The 26,256-nt window shown below is 53.2% G+C and carries 18 protein-coding genes and 2 pseudogenes; 8 read left to right on the top strand and 12 right to left on the bottom strand.

The window, feature by feature from the left end; translation table 11 throughout:
• Nucleotides 1-289 precede the first annotated feature (289 nt).
• Genes AT746_RS14115 through flhA form a run of 8 tightly spaced genes read right to left on the bottom strand, consistent with a single transcriptional unit; the run spans nt 290 to nt 9,886 of the window.
• Entirely contained in the window at nt 290-1,378 is a 1,089-nt protein-coding gene (locus AT746_RS14115; protein ID WP_062481361.1) for a protein-glutamate methylesterase/protein-glutamine glutaminase, read from the bottom strand.
• Nucleotides 1,378-3,597, bottom strand: a complete 2,220-nt coding sequence (locus AT746_RS14120) for a chemotaxis protein CheA (protein WP_062481362.1) — start codon at nt 3,595-3,597, stop codon at nt 1,378-1,380. The genes AT746_RS14115 and AT746_RS14120 overlap by 1 nt, the downstream gene beginning before the upstream one ends.
• An 11-nt stretch (nt 3,598-3,608) precedes the next feature.
• Nucleotides 3,609-4,349, bottom strand: a complete 741-nt coding sequence (locus AT746_RS14125) for a protein phosphatase CheZ (protein ID WP_062481363.1) — start codon at nt 4,347-4,349, stop codon at nt 3,609-3,611.
• A gap of 36 nt (nt 4,350-4,385) precedes the next feature.
• Complete coding sequence (cheY, locus tag AT746_RS14130; RefSeq protein WP_062481364.1) at nt 4,386-4,769, bottom strand: chemotaxis response regulator CheY; 384 nt, start codon at nt 4,767-4,769, stop codon at nt 4,386-4,388.
• Between the two features lie 46 nt (nt 4,770-4,815).
• Nucleotides 4,816-5,541: an RNA polymerase sigma factor FliA gene (locus tag AT746_RS14135; RefSeq protein WP_062481366.1), complete on the bottom strand. Its 726-nt coding sequence runs from the start codon at nt 5,539-5,541 to the stop codon at nt 4,816-4,818.
• On the bottom strand, nt 5,538-6,410 hold the full coding sequence (locus AT746_RS14140) for a MinD/ParA family protein (protein ID WP_062481368.1): 873 nt from the start codon (nt 6,408-6,410) through the stop codon (nt 5,538-5,540). The genes AT746_RS14135 and AT746_RS14140 overlap by 4 nt, the downstream gene beginning before the upstream one ends.
• On the bottom strand, nt 6,407-7,750 hold the full coding sequence (gene flhF, locus AT746_RS14145) for a flagellar biosynthesis protein FlhF (protein WP_062481370.1): 1,344 nt from the start codon (nt 7,748-7,750) through the stop codon (nt 6,407-6,409). Before flhF ends, AT746_RS14140 begins: the two co-directional genes overlap by 4 nt.
• A 36-nt stretch (nt 7,751-7,786) precedes the next feature.
• A complete protein-coding gene (gene flhA, locus AT746_RS14150; protein WP_062481372.1) occupies nt 7,787-9,886 on the bottom strand; it encodes a flagellar biosynthesis protein FlhA in 2,100 nt (699 codons plus the stop codon).
• 831 nt (nt 9,887-10,717) lie between these two features.
• On the opposite strand from flhA, the pseudogene leuA reads away from it, so the two are divergent.
• The 5 genes and pseudogenes from leuA (at nt 10,718) to AT746_RS14175 (ending at nt 16,671) form a co-directional block, all read left to right on the top strand.
• Nucleotides 10,718-12,270, top strand: a pseudogene (gene leuA / locus AT746_RS14155) (2-isopropylmalate synthase).
• The gene (gene leuB, locus AT746_RS14160) at nt 12,271-13,368 is read left to right on the top strand and encodes a 3-isopropylmalate dehydrogenase (RefSeq protein WP_062481374.1); all 1,098 of its coding nucleotides are present in this window, start codon (nt 12,271-12,273) and stop codon (nt 13,366-13,368) included. It abuts the pseudogene before it with no gap.
• Nucleotides 13,368-14,767: pseudogene (gene leuC, locus AT746_RS14165) on the top strand (3-isopropylmalate dehydratase large subunit). The gene leuB and the pseudogene leuC overlap by 1 nt, the downstream one beginning before the upstream one ends.
• On the top strand, nt 14,764-15,363 hold the full coding sequence (gene leuD, locus AT746_RS14170; protein ID WP_062481376.1) for a 3-isopropylmalate dehydratase small subunit: 600 nt from the start codon (nt 14,764-14,766) through the stop codon (nt 15,361-15,363). The pseudogene leuC and the gene leuD overlap by 4 nt, the downstream one beginning before the upstream one ends.
• A gap of 90 nt (nt 15,364-15,453) precedes the next feature.
• Nucleotides 15,454-16,671, top strand: coding sequence for an HD-GYP domain-containing protein (locus AT746_RS14175; protein ID WP_062481378.1), 1,218 nt, complete (start codon nt 15,454-15,456; stop codon nt 16,669-16,671).
• 213 nt (nt 16,672-16,884) lie between these two features.
• Here the strand turns inward: AT746_RS14175 and AT746_RS14180 are convergent, their stop codons facing one another.
• Both AT746_RS14180 and AT746_RS14185 read right to left on the bottom strand, forming a co-directional pair.
• The gene (locus tag AT746_RS14180; RefSeq protein WP_062481380.1) at nt 16,885-17,937 is read right to left on the bottom strand and encodes a general secretion pathway protein GspB; all 1,053 of its coding nucleotides are present in this window, start codon (nt 17,935-17,937) and stop codon (nt 16,885-16,887) included.
• Nucleotides 17,930-18,841, bottom strand: a complete 912-nt coding sequence (locus tag AT746_RS14185) for an ExeA family protein (RefSeq protein ID WP_062481383.1) — start codon at nt 18,839-18,841, stop codon at nt 17,930-17,932. Before AT746_RS14185 ends, AT746_RS14180 begins: the two co-directional genes overlap by 8 nt.
• Nucleotides 18,842-18,961: 120 nt before the next feature.
• Between AT746_RS14185 and AT746_RS14190 the strand changes: the two genes are divergently transcribed.
• Complete coding sequence (locus AT746_RS14190) at nt 18,962-20,188, top strand: multifunctional CCA addition/repair protein (RefSeq protein WP_062481385.1); 1,227 nt, start codon at nt 18,962-18,964, stop codon at nt 20,186-20,188.
• 16 nt (nt 20,189-20,204) lie between these two features.
• Here the strand turns inward: AT746_RS14190 and AT746_RS14195 are convergent, their stop codons facing one another.
• A complete protein-coding gene (locus AT746_RS14195) occupies nt 20,205-22,445 on the bottom strand; it encodes a xanthine dehydrogenase family protein molybdopterin-binding subunit (protein ID WP_062481387.1) in 2,241 nt (746 codons plus the stop codon).
• Nucleotides 22,432-22,926: a (2Fe-2S)-binding protein gene (locus tag AT746_RS14200; protein WP_062484256.1), complete on the bottom strand. Its 495-nt coding sequence runs from the start codon at nt 22,924-22,926 to the stop codon at nt 22,432-22,434. The genes AT746_RS14195 and AT746_RS14200 overlap by 14 nt, the downstream gene beginning before the upstream one ends.
• 462 nt (nt 22,927-23,388) lie before the next feature.
• Between AT746_RS14200 and AT746_RS14205 the strand changes: the two genes are divergently transcribed.
• Both AT746_RS14205 and srmB read left to right on the top strand, forming a co-directional pair.
• Complete coding sequence (locus tag AT746_RS14205) at nt 23,389-24,111, top strand: sulfite exporter TauE/SafE family protein (RefSeq protein ID WP_062481389.1); 723 nt, start codon at nt 23,389-23,391, stop codon at nt 24,109-24,111.
• A 174-nt stretch (nt 24,112-24,285) separates the two neighbouring features.
• A complete protein-coding gene (srmB, locus tag AT746_RS14210; protein ID WP_062481392.1) occupies nt 24,286-25,530 on the top strand; it encodes an ATP-dependent RNA helicase SrmB in 1,245 nt (414 codons plus the stop codon).
• The last annotated feature ends 726 nt before the right edge of the window (nt 25,531-26,256 follow it).

Here is a 26,256-nt window from a genome sequence, read left to right on the forward strand (position 1 = left end):
AACCTTATATACTAGGGCGTATTGACCTTTTTTGTATGAATTTTGTTCAAGACCAAAGCCTTCTGATCGCGACGCCGGGTTGCAGGCCTAGTGGGCTAAGTCAAAATCCGGCAACAAAGAGCAGAAGGCGTTGGGTTGAACCCTTCGGGCAGCGTCTGTAGCGCATTTATACTGCGTTATCGCTCATTCATGTAGAGCAACTACACCACATTTACTCTGCCTTGTCTAAATGCGCTACAAACTGCTGCAAAAACATACACAAAAGGTCAACACGCCCTACCGTACGGGACTAGCCGCGCACTGACATTTCCGTTTTGATATTGGCGGCAATATCACCAAGGGGCATGGATTGTGACGAAATACCGGCAGCGGCGACTGCCTGAGGCATGCCATAAACCACACAGGTTTTCTCATCCTGTGCCCATATCGTTGCGCCGCGGGATTTCAGTGAACGGGCTCCTTCGCGACCGTCGGCGCCCATGCCGGTCAGGATCACCGCCAGCGCATCGCCGCCGTATATACGCGCCAGCGACGCAAAGCTCAGATCCACACTGGGTTTGTAGGTGATATTACTCTGGTCTTTGTCATCCACGATACGAATACGTGGTGCCCGGCTGCTGCCTTCAAACAACATCTGTTTACCGCCCGGCGCCAGATAGGCCCATCCTGCCTTAGCCGTTTCGCCGTTTTCAGCTTCCTTGACATTGATCTGACAAAGATTATTCATTCTTGCAGCAAAGGCGCTGGTGAAGGTACCTGGCATATGCTGAATCAGGAAGATCGGATACGGAAAACTTGCCGGCAACGCCGTCAGCACGGTTTGCAGTGCAACGGGGCCACCCGTGGAAGCCCCTATAGCCAGAACCCCATAGCGTTTACCTGAACCGCTCTTAAGCGGCGCGGAAGCCGGGGCAGCTTGTGGTGCAGTGGTACTTGTGGTGCGAAGTGCAGGTCTTGGAGCTGCCGGACGGGTAAAAATACGACGGCGCGCCAGCGCCTTGACCCGCTGTTGCAACAGCGAAATCGCTTCTGTCCGCTCGCGGGCAATGTCTTCAAATTTCTTCGGTAAAAAATCCAGCGCCCCGGCATCCAGAGCATTCAGGGTGGCTTCGGCACCATCATGAGTCAGGGAGGAAAACATCAGGATCGGCACAGGTTTTTGCGCCATGATTTTTTTCACTGCGGTAATGCCGTCCATCACCGGCATTTCCACGTCCATGGTGATCACATCGGGGCTCAGTTTGGCGGCCATATCTATGGCTTCCTGACCATTTCTGGCCTGGCCCACTACTGTCAGGCCGGGATCCTGCTCCAGAAAGTCCGCCACCCTTTTACGGAAAAAAGTCGAATCATCGACCACCAGCACTTTATACTGCATCAGTTCACTGCTTTTCTTAAGTCTTTCATACCTTTACGGGCATAGCGTTTGAGCAGGCTGGGGATATCCAGAATAAGCGCAATGCCGCCATCACTGGTGATGGTCGCACCGGCCATGCCCGGTGTTCCCTGCAGCAAAGCATCAAGAGGCTTGATCACCACTTCTTCCTGGCCGATCAGAGAGTCCACCACAAAGCCAAATTGCTGGGTACCAATCTGCACCACCACGACATGGCCTTTGCCACGGTCAACATCCGGCTTACCCGGCCCGCGGTGCAACCACTCTTTGAGATAAAACAGCGGAATGGCTTTATTTCGCACGATCATGGTCAAATGACCATCAACGGTGTTGGTGCGATCCAGATCCACATTAATGATCTCGCTGACCGCCGCCAGCGGCAGAGCAAAGGTTTGCTCGCCCACCACCACCATCAAGGTTGGCAGAATGGCCAGAGTCAGCGGTACTTTAATTTCCAGCTTGGTACCCACACCCAGTTGCGAATCAATGTGTACTGTACCGTTGAGCTGATTAATCTTGGTCTTGACCACATCCATGCCAACACCACGACCTGAAATATCTGAAATCTCAGTTTTGGTGGAAAAGCCCGGTGCAAAAATCAGGTTAAAGGCTTCTACGTCTGACATGCGCGCGGCGGCATCGGCGTCCAGCACGCCGCGACTGATGGCGATGTCTTTAAGCTTGTTGGGATCCATGCCTTTACCATCATCTTCGATGGTCAGCAAAATATGATCCCCTTCCTGCGATGCCGACAGGGTCACCGAACCGGTGCGCGGCTTACCTTCAGCCTCCCGTTCATCAGGCATTTCAATGCCGTGGTCGACAGAATTACGCACCAGATGCACCAGCGGATCGGCCAGCGCCTCAACCAGGTTTTTATCCAGGTCGGTATCTTCACCCACCAGTTTCAGATTAATTTCTTTTTTCAGGCTGCGGGCCAGATCCCTGACCACCCGCGGAAAACGGCCAAACACTTTTTTGATTGGCTGCATGCGGGTTTTCATCACCGCACCCTGCAGGTCGCCAGTGACCACATCCAGATTGGCAATCGCCTTGGACATGCTCTCATCCGCAATATTAATGCCCAGACTGAGTAACCGGTTGCGCACCAGTACCAGCTCGCCCACCATGTTCATGATTTCATCAAGGCGCTTGGTATCCACCCGTACGGTGGTTTCAGCCGGCGGCGGAGCGGGTTTTTTCTCTTCCTTTTTAGCCACAGCAGGCGCTGGTGCGGCCTTAGGGGCCGGAGCCGGTGCTTTCGCAGCAGCCGGAGATGGCGCAGGAGCAGGCGCCGGTGCTTTAGCGGCTTTTTCTTCAGCGGCTTTCGCTGCAGCTTTTTCCTCTGCAGAGGGACCCTTACCGGATCCATGCAACTGGTCCAGCAGCGCTTCAAATTCATCGTCGGTGATTTCATCATCACCCTTGTCATCACTGCCCTGATTACCCGCAGTCTGGCTTACATTATCCTCATCCGGGGCTTTAAATTTGCCCTCACCATGGAGTTGATCCAGCAGCGCTTCAAATTCATCATCGGTGATATCGTCATCATCACCTGAGGCGGCCTGAGCCGGTTTTGGCGCAGCGGCAGTCTCGGCTTTTGACGTCCCGGCATCCTGTTTCGAAGGGCCGGCACCGGGGCCATGCAGCTCATCCAGCAGCTTATCAAATTCATCTTCGGTAATTTCGTCAATATCACCGCCAGCGGAGGCATCAGCAGTGTCATCCTGCGTGGCGCTTTTATCTGCCGCGGGCTCAGCCTCAGGAGCAGATGACACCACCGGCACTTCCACCGGCGCTTCGTCTTCTGACTGGGGTTTGCTTAATCTATGCAGGGCTTCGAGCAGTTCGGGAGCCGCAGGCGTGAGTTCTTCACGGGCCTTGACGCTGGCAAACATATCGTTAATGCAGTCCAGAGACTGCAGGATCACATCCATCAGCTCAGAGGATACTTCCCGTTGACCATTGCGCAGGGTGTCGAACACATTCTCGGCACCATGGCAGGCATCCACCAGAGGTGTCAGCGACAGGAACCCGGCGCCACCTTTGACGGTATGAAAGCCGCGAAAAATCGCGTTCAGCAGGTCGGCGTCTTCGGGATTGTTCTCCAGATCGACAAGCTGTTCCTGAAGTTGCTCCAGGATCTCTCCGGCTTCCACCAGAAAGTCTTGCAGGATATCCTCGTCAACGTCAAACGACATGCGTCAGCTCCTTAAAACCCTAAGCTTGAAAGTAGATCATCTACGTCATCCTGACCCGATACCACATCATCCCGACTGTCAGCATCAATTATCGGTCCTTCAGCCACTTCCTTATCGGACTTTTTGTCAGATTTATTAGAATTTTCATCAACTTCCGGCTCACCAAATACGGTCAGCATATGCACCAGGTTGTCTTCGACCTCTTTGACCAGCTCGATGACCCGGCGAATAACCTGCCCGGTAAGGTCCTGGTAGCCCTGGGCCATCAGCACTTCCGTGAGCAGCTCATTGAGCTTCGCCGATTCAACACTGGCGTCTTCGAGAATGCGGTCAAGATCATGGCACAGGGTTTTAAACTCACCCAGCTCTATTTGCCGGGTCATCAGCTTTTTCCACTCGGGCAGAATACCGGTAATCTTGGCATTCAGCTGCTCGGCGATGGGCATGCTGGTTTCCACCGCATCCATGGTCCGGTTGGCAGCTTCCTCGGTGGTCTCAATCACATAATTGAGACGGGTCTGAGCGTCAGGAATATCCTCATTAGCGAGATTGGCGATACGCGCATCAAGCTGGAAATTGTTCAGAGAATCATGCAGTTGCCGGGTCAGTTTGCCCACTTCCGCAAACAGCTCCACAGAATCATGTTCAGTAACACTGTCGAGCAATTCACCGGCGGCCTCGTTGTCTCCGGCTTCAAGCAGTTCAACCAGGCGGCGGGCATCTTCTAATGAAATCGGCGCTTTGTCTGTCATTCAGGTGTTCCCTCTTTGTTCAGGATCCACCCGGGATTACCCAAGGCGCTCAAAAATCTTATCCAGCTTTTCCTTCAGCGTAGCGGCGGTAAAGGGTTTAACCACGTAGCCGTTGACGCCAGCCTGAGCGGCAGCAACAATCTGCTCCTTCTTGGCTTCAGCGGTCACCATCAGCACCGGCAGGTGTTTGAGGCTGTCATCGGATCGGATGGCCCTGAGCAGGTCAATCCCCTGCATCCCCGGCATGTTCCAGTCGGTAATGACAAAGTCGAAATCCCCTTGCTGCAACATGGGCAGGGCGGTATTACCGTCATCGGCCTCCTGCACATTGGTGAAGCCAAGATCCTTAAGTAAGTTCTTGATTATACGTCTCATTGTTGAAAAATCGTCAACAACGAGAATTTTCATATTTTTATCCAAAACTGCCTCCAGTGAGGATTCAACTAACTGTTATTCTTATTGAAAATCATGCAACACGCCAGGATTGCATCCTGGTTTTCAGCCTGAGCATAGCCTGACTGTGTATCTGGCTGATCCTCGATTCGCTTACTTCCAGCACTTCACCAATTTCCCTCAGGTTGAGTTCTTCATCGTAATACAACGACAATACGATGGCCTCCCGTTCCGGCAAAGTAGTAATAGCATGGGCCAGTGCTTTTTGAAACGATCCCTGTAACAAATCGTCATAAGGCGCATCGGTGCCACGACTCTGCTCTGTGGTGATCACATCTTCTGTGATACCCAAATCTTCGATACCCACCATGCGCCCGGCATTCACTTCATTGAGCATCTGATGGTATTCCTCCATGCTCACCTGCAGTTTCTCTGCCACTTCATTGTCTCTGGCGTCACGACCAGTGTCTTTTTCCACCTGCGAGATGGCTTCGGCAATGGCGCGGCTGTTTTTGTGCACCGACCTGGGTGTCCAGTCACCTTTGCGGATCTCATCCAGCATAGAGCCGCGGATACGGATACCGGCAAAGGTTTCAAAACTGGCACCTTTGGAACCGTCAAAGTTTCTCGACGCTTCCAACAAGCCAATCATGCCAGCCTGAATCAAATCGTCAACTAAAACACTTGCAGGGAGTCTTGCCATCAAATGATGAGCAATGCGCTTAACCAGTGAAGCATGTTGTTCTACAAGCTTACTTTTATCATCAAGTTGCTGATAGGCAGCGGCTTTATTATTCACACTTTATCTCTCTGCACCTCAGTCCCTTGATCAACTAATTGCTCCAGGAAAAACTCCAGATGTCCGCCTGGTTGCGCCGGAACAGGCCATTTAAGCGCCTGTTTGGCTAAATTGTTTATGGCTATCGCGGCTGGTGAGCCCGGGAAGACTTCAACAATGGCTTTTTGCTTACGCACCGCCTTGCGGATGTTTTCATCGAAGGGTACCGTTGCCACCAGCTCAAGCGCCACATCCAGAAATCGGTTTGTGACCTTGGACAGCTTAGCAAAGAGTTCCTGTCCTTCACGTAAATTACGCACCATATTCGCCACTATTTTAAAGCGAAACACACCGTGGTCCCGGTTAAGGATTTTGATCAGGGCATAGGCATCGGTCAGGGAAGTCGGTTCGTCACACACCACCACCATTATATCCTGGGCGGCCCGTGAAAAACTCAGCACCATATCGGAGATACCTGCGGCGGTATCCACAATCAGTACATCAATTTTACTCTGTAATTCGCTGAAGGCACGGATCAAACCGGCATGCTCGGTGGGAGTCAGTTCTGTCATCGACTGAGTGCCGGATGTAGCCGGAGCGATTTTAATTCCCGCAGGCCCTTCTACCAACACATCTTCAAGCAAACATTCACCGGACAGTACGTGGGACAGGTTTTTCTCCACCCGCAGCCCCAACATCACGTCGATATTGGCCAGCCCGAGGTCGGCATCAAGAACCATCACCCGCTTGCCTTGTCTGGCCATGGCGATGGCGGTGTTGAGGGTGATATTGGTTTTACCTACCCCACCTTTGCCGCCTGTCACAGCGATAACTTTAATTAAATTGGGTTGGTTCATTCGTCTTAAGCTACTCGCTTGATCCTCAATCATAATGATACTGCTGAGTTTGCAACCTGCTGAGTTCTCGTGGGTACTGAAGCATACTGCTTATAGAGCCGGGCTGCACATGAAATCAGATATTTTCCGTCAGCAACCTTAATATCCTCCGGCACTTTCTGTCCATCGGTCAGATATCCTACGGGCAGTTTATGCTCAACCGCCAGACTGATGGCTTCGCCGAGACTGTAACACTCATCCAGTTTGGTGAAAATACAGCCCTGTAAAGAAATCTGCCTGTAAGTCTTCAGTGTATGCTCCATTACCTGATGCTGCGCATTGGCTGCCAAAACCAGATAATGTTTGATATTAGCACAAGATGACTCGCTCAAGGTATCTAACTGTTTGATTAATCTGGCGTCTCTTTGCCCGAAACCGGCCGTATCAACGAGCACCAGGCCCTTGTTACGGAACTGATAGAGCAGATCAGACAGCTCTTCGGCGTTGCTGGCTTTTTTCACATTACAGCCAATTATTTTGCCGTAAGTGGCCAGTTGCTCATAGGCGGCGATGCGATAGCTGTCGGTAGTGATCAGTGCCACCTGCTGGTGCCCGTGCTGACGTGCGTATTGCGCAGCCAGTTTGGCTATGGTGGTGGTTTTGCCGGTGCCTGTTGGCCCCACCAGTGCTACCACACCACCCTGTGTCAAAATTTCGTTATTACTGGTATGCAGTCTGTTCATCAGCAACTTAAGCAGAAACTTCCAGGCATCCCGTTGTTCGCAATTAGGCGGCGCATAAGACACCACCTGCTCGGCCAGCGATGATGTGATGCCTAAGCGCTGTAACTGATCGATAAGATAGCTGTGCAGGGGGCGGGACTGCTGGCGTTCCTGTTTGAGCAGGCCGGATACCTGAAATTCCAGTACATTGCGTAGTGACTGTAACTCCTGACGAATATCATCCATACCCTTATCGTCATGCTGTTTGGGGGCAACAGCTGGCGATACGGTTGTGGCTTGCGCCACTTTCTGCGGCTGAGCCTGCGCAGAAGCGCTCTCGGCCTGTTTATTCTGCTTTTCCAGCAACGCGCGCAGGCTGTCGGGACCGGAATCACCGATAATTTCGCTGAGGCTGGGGGTAGCCTGGGCTTTTGCCGTTCTGGCCGAAGCGGGCTGCTGTCGGCCTCGTAATGGCGCCACGTTAGCGCCGGGCGCGGGGCTGCTCTGACGTTCACCGGCTTTTTTTACCGGCTCTTTGTCATACGCGGCCACAATTTCGATACCTTCGGCGACTTTTTTATTCGACATGATCACCGCATCGCCGCCCAGTTCCTCTTTGACCTGGTTTAAGGCGTCACGCATATCCTTACCGTAGAAACGTCTGATTTTCACTTTTTACCCCCTTGTCAGCCGCAACAACAACTGAATTTATTGGCCAACGGCGCTGACAATCTTAATTTGTTTATCATCAGGAATTTCCTGATAAGACAACACATGTAAACCGCTTATAGCGTGTTTCAGGAAGCGCGACAGTACTGGTCTGAGCATGCCTGACGTTAGCAACACGGAGGGCTCACCGGCCAGTTCCTGCTGCTGCGAGGCTTCACTTAAGGATTGCTGCAATTTCTCGGCCAGCCCCGGCTCAATACCGGCACCCTCACCGCCGCCTGCCTGCAGAGACTGATGCAACATCTGTTCCAGCTCAGGCGCCAGAGTAATCACAGGGATCTCATGACCGCCACCATTGACTTCCTGAACGATCAGACGCTTCAGCGCAATACGCACAGCTGACACCAGCACGTCGGGATCTTGACTCTTAGGACCGTATTCGCACAGGGTCTGAATGATGGTGCGCAGATCGCGGATAGGAACACCTTCATACAGCAAAGTCTGCAGCACTTTGACCACGGTACTCATGGGCAGAATATCCGGGATCAGGCCTTCCACCAGCTTAGGATTACTTTTGCCCAGCATATCCAGCAGTTGCTGCACTTCTTCATAGCCCAGCAACTGATAGGCATTGTTGGTCAGCAGCTGGCTCAGGTGTGTGGCTACCACCGTAGCCGCGTCCACTACGGTGTAGCCCAATGTCTGCGCATGTTCACGCTGTTCGGGTTTTATCCACACGGCATCCAGACCGAAAGCCGGATCTTTGGTGGCCTTGCCATCGAGCTTGCCAAATACCTGGCCGGGATTGATGGCCAGTTCACTGTCATGGCTGATGTCCGCCTCACCGATAGTGACGCCGAGCATGGCGATGGTGTAGGTATTGGGGTTCAGATCCAGGTTGTCACGAATATGCACCGGCGGCACCAGAAAACCCAGTTCCTGGGACAGTTTTTTACGCACCCCTTTGATACGGGCCAGCAACTCACCACCCTGACTTTTATCCACCAGCGGGATCAGCCGGTAACCCACTTCCAGACCGATGGTATCCACATGCTGCACATCGTCCCAGCCCAGCTCTTTGATTTCTGTGGTGTGCGTTGCCTGTTCTTTTTGCACCTCAGACAATTGAGTCTGGGTCTGCTCGCGGCTTTCTTTCCACATGCCGTAATAGGCATAGCCGCCTACTATGGCGGCCAGCCCCAGAAAAGCCACATGGGGCATGCCCGGTACAATACCCATCACAAACAGCACGCCGGTGGCGATAAACAGGGCTCTTCTGTTACCCAACTGAGTGGTCAGCTCAGCGCCGATTTCCTGATCTTCGTTTTCACGGGTAACGATAATGGCCGTAGCCACCGACAGCAGCAATGAAGGGATCTGCGCCACAAGACCGTCACCTATGGTCAGCAGGGTATAGATTTGTACCGCTTCGCCAAAGCTCAGATCATACTGGATAATACCGATAAACAGACCACCGACGATATTGATGATCATAATGATCAGTCCGGCAACGGCATCCCCTTTAACAAATTTTGACGCACCGTCCATGGAGCCATAGAAATCCGCTTCTGAGGTAATTTCCTGACGCCGGGCGCGGGCCTGATCCTGGTCAATGTAACCGGCGTTAAGATCGGCATCGATGGCCATCTGCTTGCCTGGCATAGCATCAAGAGTAAAGCGGGCACTTACTTCGGATATCCTGCCTGCACCTGCGGTCACCACCTTAAAGTTGATGATTACCAGTATGGCGAACACCACAATACCCACCGCATAGTTACCGCCGATCACCACTTCACCGAAGGCCTCGATCACTTTACCGGCCGCATCACCACCTTCATGACCATGCAGCAACACCACCCGGGTACTGGCCACGTTCAGGGCCAGCCTGAGTACCGTGGCGATCAGAAGGACCAACGGAAATGCACCGAATTCCACTGGCTTCTGGGTAAATACCGCCACCAGAATGACGACCAGCGACAGGGCGATATTAAAACTGAACAGGATATCCAGCAGAAATGGCGGCAATGGCAGGATCACCATAGCCATAATGGCGAGCAACAGCGTAGGCGCGCCGAGGCCCGTGGTCAGCTGCTTAACGCGGTTTTTATCGAAACGATTGAGGTAAGTGCTGAGTTCCATTTTCCAACAACGAAAATTTGACAACTGCAGGGGTGTAGCAACAATCAGGCCAGAGGGAGATGAGTTATGAATGCTGAGTGATAAGTGATGAATTAAAAGCCAAACCCTCAAAGCGTTAAGGCGCTGGGTTCCCGCCAACAACATGCGGGAACGACTGTCGGTCATGCCCGAGTGTCGTTATCGGGCATCCAGCACCCTGTGTAAAAAAGACAAAAAACCACAGAGGCACAGAGAGCACAGAGGTACTAAGGGGTTAATACCCTCTGCCCCTCTGCGACCTTTGCGCCTCTGCGTGATCTACAGGATTTTTTATTCTCTCGCAGCCTGTAGCCCGTATAAAGCGAAGCGGAATACGGGAAGCCGCCCGGGTATCCCCGCAATCCGCTTTGCTCCTTGCAGGCTACAAAATACAAACTTTTTAGGATAAGCATCCCAATATGCACAGTAAATGGTCTGATCAGCGGGTAAATCATAGGCTATTCCAGATAAGTATTAGATAAAATGACCTACAACCCTTGACCAGCGGCGCCCTTCGCGATACAACTATGCCAACGAAAGAAACCATTACAGAATCCATGACAAATAACCTGTTCCTGCTACTACTCCTTCTTATGGCAACCAGATTGCACGGGTAGTTGTGGCCAACAGGCTGAAGATTTACCAAAACCCGTGCACAGCACGGGTTTTTTTATGTCCAGGGATGTAGGTCGGGCTTTAGCCCGACGGGATGGCGGGGAATGTGACCTTTGTCGGAATAAAGTCCGACCTACAACGAATCAGAGCATCGGGAAGTTCAGCCTTCAGGCTGATTAAGCAAGCAGAGGAAAGACCATGTCAGACAGAGTGAAGATATTCGATACCACCTTAAGAGACGGCGAACAGGCCCTGCCTGCCAGTTTAAGCGTAAAGGAAAAACTGCAGATCGCGCTGGCGCTGGAACGACTTGGAGTGGATATTATCGAAGCCGGTTTTCCGGTTTCTTCACCCGGTGACTTCAAATCCGTGCAAACCATCGCCCGGGAGATTAAAAACTCGGTGGTGTGCGGTCTGTCCCGTGCCGTCGCCGCAGATATTGATGCCTGCGGTGAATCTTTAAAAGTGGCAGAACGCTTTCGTATCCATACCTTTATTGCCACCTCCGAGATCCATGTAGGCGCCAAGCTGCGCAAGTCTCAGGAGGAAGTGCTGGAGATGGCGGTAAAAGCGGTCAAACATGCCAGGCGCTATACCGACGATGTGGAGTTTTCCTGCGAAGATGCCGGACGCACCGATATCGATTATCTGTGCCGTATGGTAGAGGCGGCGATTAAAGCCGGGGCCAGCACAGTGAATATCCCCGACACCGTGGGCTATACCATCCCCACTGAGTTCGGTCAGATTATTCATACCCTGTTTAACCGCGTACCCAATATCGATCAGGCGGTGATTTCGGTACACTGCCACAATGATCTCGGCCTGGCGGTGGCTAACTCACTGGCGGCCGTGCAAAACGGTGCCCGTCAGGTGGAATGCACCATCAACGGTATCGGCGAGCGGGCCGGTAACTGCTCGCTGGAAGAAATTGCCATGGTGCTTAAGACCCGCGAGAACCTGCTGGGTTTGAATACGGGCATCAACAGCCAGGAAATTTCCCGCACCTCCAGACTGGTCAGCCAGATCTGTAATATGCCGGTGCAGGCCAACAAGGCCATTGTCGGCGCCAATGCCTTCAGTCACTCCTCGGGCATTCATCAGGACGGCGTGCTTAAGTCCATGAATACCTACGAGATCATGACGCCGGAAAGCGTGGGCATCAGTAAAAACAATCTTAACCTGACCTCCCGTTCCGGTCGCCACGTGATCAAACATCGCATGCATGAGCTGGGCTACAAAGATGAAGATTATGATCTGGATACCCTTTACAACGCCTTTTTGCGGCTGGCCGATAAAAAGGGGCAGGTGTTTGATTATGATCTCGAAGCGCTGGTGTTTTTCGATCAGCAAAAACAGCAGCAGGCAGAGTACGAACTGCTGTACCTGCATGCCAATGCCGGTAAGGGCATGATCCCCAGCGCCACAGTAAAATGCGCATGGGCGAGCGTGAAGGCACCGCATCGGCCATCGGCAACGGCCCGGTGGATGCCGCCTTTAATGCCATTATTGAGGTTACCGGCAATGAAGATATCGATATTGTCGATTTTAAACTCGACTCCAAAGGTGAAGGGGCTGACGCCCTGGCCCAGGTCAGCGTAGTGGCCGAATACAAAGGCCGTCGTTTCAACGGTATCGGGCTGGCCACGGACATTGTGGAAGCAGGGGTTAAGGCCCTGATTTATGTACTGAATAACACCTGTCTGGCGGATCAGATAGATGAGAAAAAACAACAGAAAATAGCAGGGGTATAAATGTCTGAATATTCCATCGCATTATTACCCGGGGACGGTATTGGCCCCGAGGTGATGGAGCAAGCAGTGAAAGTGTTACGGGCCGTTGAAGCGGCCTTTGAGCTGAAATTCTCACTTACGCAGTTCGATGTGGGCGGCGCAGCCATCGACAACCATGGTAAGGCTCTGCCTGAAAATACGCTGGCCGGCTGCGAAGCCGCCGATGCGATTCTTTTTGGCTCCATTGGCGGGCCGAAGTGGGACGACCTGCCCTTAGACGAGCGCCCGGAGCGTGCTGCGCTGCTTAAATTACGCAGCCATTTTGATCTGTTCAGCAACCTGCGCCCGGCGCGGATCTATCCCGGCATGGAGCACCTGTCGCCACTGCGTGCCGATATTGCCGCCAGCGGCTTCGATGTGATGGTGGTGCGCGAACTCACCAGCGGCATCTATTTTGGTCAGCCCAAAGGCATGCAGGGTGAAGGCGAAGAAGAATTTGCCTTTGATACCATGCGTTATTCACGCCGTGAAATTCGTCGTATCGCTAAGCTGGCCTTCGAGTCAGCGCGCCTGAGACACAAAAAAGTGACCTCGGTAGATAAAGCCAATGTGCTTGTTTGCAGCCGTTTGTGGCGGGAAGTCACTGAAGAAGTCAGTCAGGACTATCCCGATGTCACGCTGGAACATATCTATATTGATAACGCCACCATGCAGTTGCTGCGCTATCCCAATCAGTTTGATGTGATGCTGTGCTCCAATTTATTCGGCGATATTATCAGTGATGAATGTGCCATGATCACCGGTTCCATGGGCCTGCTGCCCTCTGCCAGCATCAACGAACAGGGTTTTGGTATGTATGAACCCGCTGGCGGGAGTGCGCCGGATATCGCAGGTCAGGGTATTGCCAACCCCATCGCACAAATTCTCTCCGCCGCCATGTTGCTGCGTTACAGCCTCAAACAAACAGCGGCTGCCGATGCCATCGAAAAGGCCGTGCAGCAGACCCTCAAAGACGGCGTGGTCACCGCGGAATTATTGTCTGAACAGCAGCGCAGCGAAGCGCGCTCTACCAACGAGGTAGGAAATTATATTGTCAGTAAAATACAGGAGCAGCGCTGATGGGTAAGACCCTATATGAAAAAATCTGGGATGATCATCTGGTGGCCAAAGCCGGTACCGATAACCTGATTTATATTGATCGCCATCTTATCCACGAAGTGACCTCCCCTCAGGCCTTTGCCGGACTGGAGGAAAAGGGTCGCAAACTGCGCCGTCCTGACCGTACCTTCGCGACGATGGATCACAGTATCTCCACACGTTCGCTGGCACTGGATGCGTGCGGGCCCACCAATCAGTTGCAGTTGATGACCCTGAAACAAAACTGCGACAAATACGGCGTGGAGCTGTTTCCTGTGGGCCATCAGAAACAGGGCATTATCCATGTGATTGGCCCGGAACTGGGGCTGATTCTGCCCGGCATGACGGTGGTCTGTGGTGATTCACATACCGCCACTCATGGTGCCTTTGGCGCGCTGGCGTTTGGCATTGGCACCTCAGAAGTGGAGCATGTTTTTGCCACTCAGACCCTCAAACAGGGCAAGGCCAAAACCATGCTGGTTGAAGTGGATGGCACCCTGCCCCTGGGTGTGACCGCCAAAGACATCATTCTTGCCATCATCGGTGAAATCGGCCATGCCGGTGCCACCGGCCATGTCATCGAATATGCCGGCAGTGCCATTGAGGCGCTTTCCATGGAAGAGCGCATGACCATCTGTAATATGAGTATCGAAGCCGGTGCCAAGGCCGGGCTGATTGCCCCCGATGACACCACGTTCGCTTACTTAAAAGACAAAGAGCGTGCGCCTCAGGGCCAGGACTGGGAGCAGGCAATGGCGTACTGGCTGCAACTGAAATCAGACAGCGATGCCAGCTTTGATACTGTGGTGACACTCAGTGCCGCAGCTATCAGGCCGCAGGTGACCTGGGGCACTAACCCGGGCAGGTTATCGGTGTCGATGAAGCCATCCCCGAACCTGCCAGTTTCACTGACGCGGTGGCCCGCACCTCGGCTGAAAAAGCCCTTAAATATATGGATCTGACTCCGGGCCAGAGGCTCTGTGATGTGAATATCAGCCATGTGTTTATTGGTTCGTGCACCAACAGCCGTATCGAAGATTTACGCGCGGCGGCCAAAATCGCCGCCACAGGCAAAGTGGCCAATGGCGTGACCGCCATTGTGGTACCGGGTTCGGCTCAGGTTAAACAACAGGCCGAGTCTGAACAGCTGGATAAAATCTTTACTGAGGCCGGTTTTGAGTGGCGTTTACCGGGCTGTTCCATGTGCTTAGGCATGAACGACGATATCCTGCAGCCAGGAGATCGCTGCGCCTCCACCAGTAATCGTAACTTTGAGGGTCGCCAGGGCCGCGGTGCCCGCACCCACCTGGTGAGCCCGGCCATGGCCGCCGCCGCCGCGATCAAAGGTCATTTTGTGGATGTCAGGGAGTTTGAACAATGAGTGGTATCGAAATTTTGCGCGGCAGAGCCGCACCGCTGGACAGGGCCAATGTGGATACAGATCAGATTATTCCCAAACAGTTTCTGACCTCAGTAAGCCGCAAGGGCTTCGGCAAGCATCTGTTTCATGACTGGCGCTATCTGGACCTGCATGAGCAGGAACTGAACCCGGATTTTGAACTGAACAGACCCGAGCATCAGGGCGCCAGTGTGTTGCTGGCGCGGCAAAATTTTGGTTGCGGCAGCAGCCGCGAGCATGCTCCCTGGGCGCTGACCGACTATGGATTTAAAGTAGTGATTGCCACCAGTTTTGCCGATATTTTCTATGGCAACTGCATGAACAATCAACTGTTGCCGATTCAGCTTAATAATGAGCAAATGGATCAGTTGTTCTCGGCGGTAGCAGAGAACCCTGAGGTGGAACTCGAAATCGATTTACCGGCCCAACAGGTGCGTTTGCAAGGCTATCAGTTTGATTTTGAGGTCGCCGCTCACCACAAGCATAAATTGCTCAAAGGTCTTGATGCCATAGGTGAGACCCTGGAACTGGGCGAGAGAATAGACAGCTACGAACAGGAAATTCCCGCCTGGCGTTGATCTGCCTTAACTAAAACCGTTTTACCACCTTGATCCCGAGCCTGTTTTGCCCAATAGTGCAAAGCAGGTTCGCAGTGTTGAGTATTCTGAATGTTAAAAACATTTCCCATTGATCAGGTCAAATCCGGCATGTTTGTTCACCAGGTGACCAAACAAACCGCCACACTTAAGATCAAAACCCGTGGTCTGATAAAATCCCAGTCGCAAGTGCAACAGCTCAAAGCCAAAGGGATTCAGGAAGTTGAAGTGGATTTGTCCCGCAGTGTGCTTGAAGAGCCATTAGAGATAGAAGGGGAACCGGAATCACCCCAAACCAATGAAACTGAGGATATAACCGATAGCGCAGGTAAGCATAAGCGCTCTGATGGCGAAAGGTTAGGTGAGGCCAGTGTGCTTTATGATAAAGCCAAAACAATACAGTCCCGGTTTATCAAAAAGGTGAGAAATGGTCGCCCAAGCGCAGTCAAAGAGCTTGAGGATCTCAGCGCCGATATTATTGATTCGGTATTTGACGATCCCAATGCCATGTGTTGCCTGACACTGATCAAAGAGAACAATAAGTACCTGCTCGAACATTCTTTAAACTGCGCCATTCTGATGGCGGTATTTGCCCGGCACCTGGGTTTTGATAAGGAACTGATAGACAGTCTGAGTCTGGCCGGTCTGATGATGGATCTGGGCATGAATAGCGTTCCTGCAGATATCCTGAATAAAAAAGGCAAACTGGACAATCAGGAACTTCAGATTATTCATGGTCATGTTGATGTGGCCACAGAGATCCTCGACGCTGCCGAGATTGATAACCCGGTGATCAGAGAGGTGGTGACTTATCATCATGAACGGCTTGACGGAACTGGCTACCCCAGCGGTTTATCTGGCGATGAGCTGTCGGTATATGCCCGTATGGCGGCCATCGTTGACAGCTATGATGCCATGACCTCGCCACGCCCCTGGCGTAAGGCGTATTCGCCCACTCAGGCTCTGAAGCAGATGCTCGGCTCCAGCCAGGGAAAACTGGATCAGTCCCTGGTGCATCAGTTTATCCGCTGTATCGGCGTGCATCCGGTGGGCTCTCTGGTAAAACTCAAAAGCGGCAAACTGGCCATCGTCACCCGCGCTAATAAAGAAGACCCCTTAAGCCCCACTGTAATGACATTTTACTCGGTACGCTCCGGACATTATAACGAGATCAAACAACTGGATCTGAGTAAGGTGCAGGATGAAATCGAATCCAGCGTACGCCCGGAAGAATTTAAAATTAACCTGACCAAATTCTTTAAAGAAGTGTTTTTGCAGCAGGTTAAATAAAGCTGGCGGTTAGGAGTAAGAAGTGAGGTGAGAGAGGTGCAGAGCACAATTTATTGGGCCAGCAGCGTCAGACACACTTCTGTTTGTCGAATAAATTCCATCCTTCAGTTCGCGAAACAATACAACCCGCAATCCGCTTCGCTCCTTGCAGGCTACGCCACCTTGTAGCCTGGATGCAGCGCAGCGGAATCCGGGTATTGAAGACTTGCACCTCTACCAGTCTGTTAATGCGCGCATACTGAATTCCTGGCCTTTGTAAGCCAGGATCACATGCTGAGACTGGATGCTGACAATACGCAGATTATTATCCAACCAGTCTCCCTCTTTAAGCTCCTGCCCGTTCACTCTGACCCACCGATCGGCAGCATCGGAGGCGAACATATGGGCCGAGAACGACAAGGAGGGCAACTCTGCCAGCACCCAGGACGGTAACTGATCTACCCGTACGACTTCCTGAGGCTGTTCTACCTCAGGTTCAGGAGCAGTGTTAGCGGTATGATCCAGCGCCGAAACAGCCTGGCGGAACTTATCCAGCAGTTCGGGGGAAATATCCTCGGCAGCGGGACTGAGATCCTCGGCCCTTACCAGTTCGCCCTCTTCGTCATCCTGCGTATTAGCCTGCCGATCGGGTGAGCGGCTATTTTGCTGTTCAGAACCCCCGCTCTGCGCCAACTTCCGCGCGGCCGGATTATTCTCAGTACCTTGATGCCTGTCAGCAGAGCCATCAGCCAGTAAAGAGGTATCCACATTGACCGGTGTCGGCTGAACATTGGAGCCACCTGCAGATTCAGCCGCTGGTGTGGAGACCACCTCTGCCGGCGGCTCGCTTTTAAATAATGCCAGCCAGAGCGGATAATTGGCGATATTCCAGCCCAGCGCCAGTCCACCGATAAATACCAGTGCCGCCATCGCCACCTTGCGGGAATAATAATGCCAGTTATCTGGCAGTGACTGCACCGAGGGTAAAAACAGGCTGCGGTGAAACTGATCGGAGAGCTGATTATCCACCTGATTACGGCTGCTATCCTGCATTAACAGCGATTTTGTTGGTGAGTGGGCCACCTGCTCGTCGGCGTCTTCGGCCAGCTCCACCGTCTGGGCAGGATCGATCTCGACTTCCAGCACCCCCATTTCCCTTAAGCCCTCGATCATGGCACTACTGGTCACCAGGCCTGATTTGCGGATCTTAATGGGGCCGTTTTGTGCAGTAACCTGCACAATCACCATGCCCGGCTGCAATGCATCAATGGAAAGATTTTTATGCATACCAGACTCCGGCGAGATAGCCCAGTAACATGCCACTTAGCAATAACGCAGTCAGCATCAGTGTCCACTGTTTGCCCTGGCGCTGACGTACCACGTCCTCACCGAGGATCTGGCCCGCTGCCACCATAAATAAATAACGGTGCACCGTCAGTTGCTGTTTGGTAAAGGCCAGAGTCAGGGCGCGGTCACAAAGCAGATTAATCACCCTGGGAATGCCGCCGGTGATCTGATAAATCGCACCCAGCGCCGAAGCTTTGAACAGCCCTTTGTCACCCCCTGCCACCTGTAAACGGTGCGCCACATACTCTTTGACTTCCTGAGCATTTAAGGGCAACAGATGGTAACGGGCCGTAATACGCTGAGCGAGCTGACGCAATTCATTACGTTTGAGTAATTGCTGCAATTCCGGCTGGCCGATTAACACCACCTTAAGCAACTTTTCCCTGTTGGTTTCCAGATTGGTCAACAGGCGCAACTGCTCCAGCACTTCCGGCATCAGGTGCTGGGCTTCATCGATAATCAGGATGGTATTGATGCCGCGACGATGGTTCTCGGCCAGATGCTTGAGGATTAAATCGGTGTAGTGCTTGAGGCTGGCCTGGTTATCTTTGTAGGTGATACCCAGCTCATCACAGATGGTTTCCAGCAGCTCCAGCGCCGACAGCGTTGGATTCAGGATCATCGCCACCTGGGTGTTCTGCGGCAATTGTTGCATCAGCTTGCGTGATACTGTGGTTTTCCCCGTGCCCACCTCGCCGGTCAGCATCACAAAGCCACCGCTTTCCCGCAAGCCAAACGTCAGGTGGGCCAGGGCTTCTTTGTGCCTGGGGCTGAGATATAAATAGTCCGGATTTGGCGCAATGGAAAAAGGATTGTCCGCCAGACCGAAATAGTTCAGATACATAAAACCTGTGACGCCGGGAAAAAGTCGTCAGCTAAGTTAACGATTTGCCCCGATCAAGTCAAAGCAAGGTTGCCGATAATTTGGCATAATGTGCCCCACTTTCACCATAGCAGGGTCCTTATGCAAGTTTACCTGGTCGGCGGCGCAGTCAGAGACAAGTTACTCAACCACCCTGTTTATGAACGGGACTATGTGGTGGTGGGCGCGACAGTGCAACAGATGCTGGACAAAGGCTTTCGCCAGGTGGGTAAGGACTTCCCGGTGTTTTTGCATCCTGAAACCGGCGAGGAATATGCCCTGGCCCGCACCGAACGTAAATCAGGACAGGGCTATACCGGTTTTATTTGTGATGCCAGTGCCGGGGTCACGCTGGAGGAGGATCTGAAACGCCGGGATCTGACCATCAATGCCATGGCCGAGGACGCTGCGGGTAAGTTGATCGACCCTTATAATGGCCAGCAGGATTTGAAGGCACGACAGCTGCGCCACGTTTCCGATGCCTTTACCGAAGATCCACTGCGGGTATTGCGGGTGGCGCGCTTTGCGGCCCGCTATCATCAATACGGCTTTAAGGTTGCTGCTGAGACACTGACACTGATGCGCGATATTGCTGCATCCTCTGAGCTGGCGGCGCTGTCGCCCGAAAGAGTATGGAAAGAAACCAGTCGCGCCTTAATGGAGCCCCATCCGCAGGTGTTTTTTGCTGTACTGCGCGAAGCCGGTGCCATGCATGACTGGTTTAGCGAGCTCGATGCCCTCTGGGGAGTGCCTAATCCGGCCAGATGGCATCCGGAAATTGACAGTGGCGTGCATACCATGATGGTGCTGGAGCAGTCAGTGAAGCTGTCTGACAAGCTCAGTGTGCGTTATGCAGCGCTGGTGCACGATCTCGGCAAAGGCTTAACGCCGCCACAGCAGTGGCCTTCTCACCGTGGCCATGAGAAATCCGGCCTGAAGGCCATCAAAACCTTCAGCGACAGACTCAAAGTGCCTAATGATTGTCGCGATCTGGCGCTGTTGGTGGGTGAATTTCACACCCATGTACATAAAGCGCTGGATCTTAAACCCTCAACGGTACTTAAAGTCCTTAATCACTGTGATGCCTGGCGCAAACCAGAGCGCTTTGAGGATCTGCTGATTGCCTGTACCGCCGATGCCCGTGGCAGAACCGGCTTTGAACAAATCCCTTATCTCCAGGCTGACTATTTTCGTCGGGCCCTTAAGGCAGCAAGCGCCGTGGATGTACAGCAGATCATTGCCGAAGGCCATCAGGGCAAAGCCATCCGTGACAAGCTGGAGCAGGCCAGAATCGCGGCTATCAGCAACGTTAAAGCTGAGCAAGGCTGAGCACCGAACGATTAAATCAGGCCATCTCCTGACGTAACTGGTCCTTAATCGGCAAACGCCGGATTCGCACACCACTGGCGGCAAAAATCCCATTGGTCAGGGCCGGAGCCACTGGCGGCAGTGCCATTTCCCCCACCCCAACCGGCGTGTCACCGTAAGGAACAATATGCACCTCAAAGTCTGTTGGCACCATCGCCATTTTCAGCAAGGGGTAGTCATGGAAATTACTCTGCACCACCTTACCCTGCTGCTGGGTGATTTGCAGATTCAGCGCCGTGCTCAGACCGTCAATGGTGCCGCCCTGTACCTGCGCCTCCACACCGGCCGGATTCACCACCAGCCCACAGTCTATGGCCGCCACAATCCGCTCGATGCGCAGATCGCCCAGATCAGACACTGACACTTCAATGGCATGGGCGGCATAGCCACCAAAGGTAAAATGACTGGCCAGTCCCACTCCCCTGCCTTTGGGCCTGGCTTTGTCATAACCGATAGCGGTGGCGACTTTTTTTAACACCGCCGCCTGGCGCCCGGGATTGTATACCGGCCCGCCGTGATTGCTGTATTCAATTTCTCTGTAATCGCCGAGCATGGCCAGCTGTAATGCCAGCGGACTCTGCTTGTTCAGATGGGCCAGTTCATCAATAAAACTCTGTATCACAAAGGCATTGACGCAGTGCCCGGGAGCCCGCCATGAGCCGCGGGGCAATCCGCAACGGGCGGAGTGGTATTCGGCCTCAAAATTACCGATCAGGTTAGCCGGGAAATCATCGGGGTACAGCTCTGATGTCCAGTACTCAGATTCATCCAGATTAGGCCGCCGGTAATACTTACTGGCACTGGCCAGACGATGACGCCAGGCTGTGACCTTGCCTTTGTCATCCATTGCACCATGCAGCTCATGCAGGCCGCTGGGGCGATAGAAGTCATGGCGAAGGTCGTCTTCCCGGCTCCAGACAAGTTGTACAGGCAGCTTACTTTGTTTAGAAATCAGACAGGCCTCATACACATAATCCACCGATAAACGCCGTCCAAAACCGCCGCCTAAACGGGGAAAACGAATATGTATATGCTCACGATCCACACCGGTGGCGGCATGGGCGGCTCTTGATGCGCCCGATGGCATCTGGGTCGGCACACTGATATCCACTCTGTTGTCCTGCACATGGGCAAAGCAGTTTTGCGGCTCCAGCGGCGCATGGGACACAAAAGGCACAAAGTAGCGGGCACTGTGCGTGGAACCGGCACCTTGCATGGCCGTCTCCACATCGCCATCACTGCGGATAATCTGGCCTTTTTGCTGCAACAGGCCCTCCAGTTGCTGTTCAAACTCAGCACTGCTGTCATCTCCAAATGGCCCTTTCGACCAGTTCAGCTTCAGCGCCTTGCGGCCCTGCATCGCCGCCCAGGTGGAATCTGCGATCACCGCCACAGCCGCTGCCTGCACCGTATAAGGTTCGCCCGGGGCCGGGCCTTCGATGGTCAGGGTTCTGATCACCCCCGGTACTTTCAGGGTCTGGCTGTCATCCATACTCACCAGCTTGCCATCGGCATAGGGGCAACGGGCCATCACCGCGTATTTCATCCCCGGCACTTTCTCATCCAGCCCGTATTTAGCCTGCCCGGTAACAATGTCCCGGCCATCCACGACCTTGCAGGGCGTACCAATGATGTGGAAATCCGCCGGGTTTTTCAGCTTTGGTGCCTGTTCTGGCACCTCCAGCGATGCGGCCAGTGGCGCCAGGCTGGCATAACTCAGGCGTTTGTCGTTATGGATGACCCAGCCTTTTTCGGTCTGACATTCCTGTGCTGGTACCTGCCAGTGAGCCGCAGCGGCCTGTACCAGCATTTGCCTGGCGGTAGCGCCCACTTCACGCAGAAACTGCCAGTTGCGGCTCACAGCTGTGCTGCCACCCACACCCTGACCACCGTATTTCCAGGTATATCCATCATTGGTTTTGACGATGCCCAAGGGCATCTGATTAACGCTCACCTGTTGCCAGTCGGCGTCCAGCTCTTCGGCAATCAGCATAGGTAATGCGGTTTTCACACCCTGACCCATTTCAGGCTGACTGCTACCGATCCAGATGCTGCCATCGGCATCGATACGAATAAAAAAGCCCAGAGTACGATCCTGTTCCGGGCTGCTTTGCTCAGAGGCCAACACCTGCACTGGTACACCCAGCAAAAAACCACCTGAGGCGGTGGCGGCGCCAATCAGAAAATGCCGCCGGCTGATATTATCAATCTGATTCATACCTGCTCTCCTTCTCCTGCATCAGCTGTGCTGCCCGGTGCACGGCTTTACGGATGCGGACATAGGTACCACAGCGACACAGATTGGTCAGTTGCGCATCGATTTGCTCATCGCTGGGTTGTGGGATGCGCTTAAGCAGATCCACTGTGGCCAGGATCTGACCAGCCTGGCAATAACCACACTGAGGCACATCCTGTTCCAGCCAGGCTTGCTGTACCGGGTGCAACGTCTCGCCCTCTGCCAGCCCCTCAATGGTAACAATACTGGCCCCTTTTATGCTGGCCACCGGCGTCATACAGGCGCGCTGCGCCCGGCCATTAACATGCACAGTGCAGGCACCGCAATGACCGGCTCCGCAGCCAAATTTGGTGCCGGTAAACTGCAGGTGATCACGCAAGACCCATAGCAGTGGTGTCTCGGGATCCTGTTCAAAGGTCACGGGTTGACCATTGACCTCAAATGGGATTGCTGATGTTGTCATGCCGCGTTCCTTATTCAGCGGGTTCTTTTTATGCAATAACCCTATACCCGCTGCCACAAACTGCCTCATGAATGTGACCAACCGACTAAATTCAGGGTTAAAACTCAGGGCGTGTTGGTCTTTGGTGTATATTTTTGCAGCAGTTTGTAGCGCATTTAGACAAGGCAGAGTGAATGTGTTGTAGTTGCTCTACATGAGTGAGCGATAACGCCGTATAAATGCGCTACAGACGCTGCCCGGAGGGTTCAATCCAAAGCCTTCTGCTCTTTGTTGCCGGATTTTGACTTAGCCCACTAGGCCTGCAACCCGGCGTCGCGATCAGAAGGCTCTGGTATTGAACAAAATTTATACACCAAAGGCCAGCACGCCCTGGGGCATGTAAGCAAAGGTTTCAGAAACCGGTGTTTTTATATGGCATGATCAGCAGGAACTGATCTTTCTTTATAAATCATACGGGTGGCGATGGAATATCTGTGGTTAGGTTTTGCGGTATGGCTGGGCTTTACCGCTCAGGCAGTGACGGGTTTTGGCAGCATGGTCATTGCCGTATCGCTGGGCAGTCTGATGTTCAGCATTCCGGCGCTGCTGCCGATTCTGGTGCCGCTGAATATCTTTATGACCGGCGGTATGGCCTGGCAACTGCGCCGACAGGTGGACTGGTCATTGCTCATCAGGATGATCCTGCCGCTGATGGTGCTGGGAATGGGCACCGGCATCTGGCTGCTGGACAGCCTGCCTCAGACCTGGCTTAAAACCGGCTTTGCCCTGCTGGTGTTGTGGTTTTCCGGTCGTGAGTTGCTCAAGCTCTATCGTCGCCAACAGATCAGGGCCCGCTCAGACTGGTGGCAGCGGTTGTGGATGTTCTGTGCCGGTATTGCCCAGGGCCTGTATGGCTCAGGCGGCCCATTACTGGTGTATGGCATCAGCAGCCGGCAACTGGACAAAGCCACCTTTCGCGCCACCCTGGTCAGTGTCTGGTTTGTGCTCAACAGCCTGTATTCTGTGGTGATGCTGTTTCAGGGTCGGGTTCAGCCGGTGGCCATAACCATACTGGCCTGCCTGCCGATTCTGTATCTGGCGGTAAAAGTGGGCGACTGGCTGCACCACAGAGTGGATGAACGCCAGTTTAAACTGGGGATCTGCCTGCTGCTGATCTTCTCTGCCCTGGCGATGCTGGTGGGGTGAGGGGGAATTATGAATGCTGAATGCTGAATGATGAATTACCGCGTAGCCCGGATGGAGCGAAGCGGAATCCGGGTAAATCCAACCTGGTCGAATAAATTCGACCCTACCGTTAGGGATTAGTCTGTTCATCCTTTATAATCGCGGCCAGATTTTTGGTGAATGGGCGGGATAACGATGTTTGATGAATTGGATTTGGATGATGCGCTGGTCAGTGCCTGTCAGGAAATGGGCTATAGCAAACCCACCAGCATTCAGCAACTGGTGATCCCACCAGCCATGGACGCCAAAGACATTCTTGCCTGTGCCCCCACCGGCACCGGCAAAACCGCCGCCTTTTTGTTACCGGCGGCGCAGTTTCTGCTCGACTACCCGCGCCGACAGCCTGGTGGCGTGCGGGTACTGATCCTTGCTCCTACCCGTGAACTGGCCTTGCAGGTACATCAGCAGGCCCTGTCGCTTTGCCGCTTTACTTCGTTAAAATGTGGTGTGATCACCGGCGGTATCAACTATGGCACCGACAGGGAAACCCTTGAAGAGACACCGGATATTCTGGTGGCCACGCCAGGACGCCTGTTCGAGCATATCGAAAAAGAGTCTTTTGATTGCCGCGAGATTGAAATCCTTATCCTGGATGAAGCCGATCGTATGCTGGATATGGGTTTCAGTGCCATTGTTAATCAGATCGCTGCCGAGGCCAGATGGCGCAAACAAACCTTTTTATTTTCCGCCACCCTCGAAGGAACCGGTATTGCCCGTTTTGCCAGCGACATCCTCAAGGATCCGGTGGAAGTTTCCGCCACCCCTTCACGGCGTGAGCACGCCAAGATCCTGCAGTGGCTGCATTTCGCCGATGATGCCCAGCATAAGTTTGCCTTATTGACCCATCTTCTTCACGAGGATATCGAAAAGGCCATCGTGTTTGTAAAAACACGTGACCGGCTGATGGAGCTCAAAGCCAGGCTGGACTCCGAGAAACTGGATTGCTGTTACCTGCAGGGAGATATGCCCCAGGACAAGCGTAATCTGGCGATGGGGCGGTTTCGCAATGGCGAGGTAAATATTCTGCTGGCCACAGATGTGGCCGCCAGGGGCATCGATGTGGCCGATATCAGTCATGTGATTAACTACGATATGCCGCGCACCGCCGATGTGTATGTACACCGTATCGGCCGCACCGGCCGCGCTGGCAAAAAGGGCACAGCCATCTCACTGGTGGAGGCTCATGATTATCTGATCGTGCCGAAAATTGAGCGCTATACAGAGCAAAAACTTAAAGCCAGAGTGATCGAGGGTTTAAGACCCAAACATAAAGCCCCGACCCTGCCGCCGAAGAAAAAGAAAGTTAAAACCGGCAGCAAAAGCAAAAAAGCCGCAGCCAAAGGCAAGAAAGTACGGAAAAGCAAAGGCAAAAGCAGCTGATTGCCACAAAGCACACGAGAATTTCACCACAGAGTCACAGAGGTCACGGAGAAGGGCAATGCTACTGCTCTGAAACCCAGGCGCCAGTGTATCCCCGCAATCCGCTTCGCTCCTTGCAGGCTACAGAATCTGAAACCATCGACCTGCAACAGCCTCAGGAATGACTTGCTCAGGTTCTCTCTGCGTCCTTTGCGACTCTGCGTGACATTTAGAATTGTTTAATGATCTCGCAGAGGCGCAAAGGCGCTGGGTTCCCGCCAACAACATGCGGGAACGACTGTCGGTTATGCCCGCATGCTGTTATCGGCCTGTAGCCCGTATAAAGCGAAGCGGAATACGGGAAGCCGCCCGGATATCCCCGCAACCCGCTTCGCCCTTGCAGGCTACAGAATCTGAAACCTCTGTGTTCTCTCTGCGATCTTTGCGCCCCTGCGCGACCTTTAGAATTGTTTAATGATCTCGCAGAGGCGCAAAGGCGCTGGGTTCCCGCCAACAACATGCGGGAACGGCTGTCGGTCATGCCCGAATGCTGTTATCGGGCATCCAGTGACTTTTGCAAAAGGCGAAAAATGTCTTTTAGTCTTTGTGATAAATGCTTTGGTCACTGAGCGCTGGGCGCATCACCTTGCATAAATTGTTGGACTAAAGTCCAACCTACAACTCCGGCAACAATGACGCGGTGGCATAAACAACGTAAAATGCCGGCAAATTCCAACGGGCAGACAA

It is taken from the genome of Lacimicrobium alkaliphilum (assembly GCF_001466725.1).
Taxonomy (GTDB): Bacteria; Pseudomonadota; Gammaproteobacteria; order Enterobacterales; family Alteromonadaceae; genus Lacimicrobium; species Lacimicrobium alkaliphilum_B.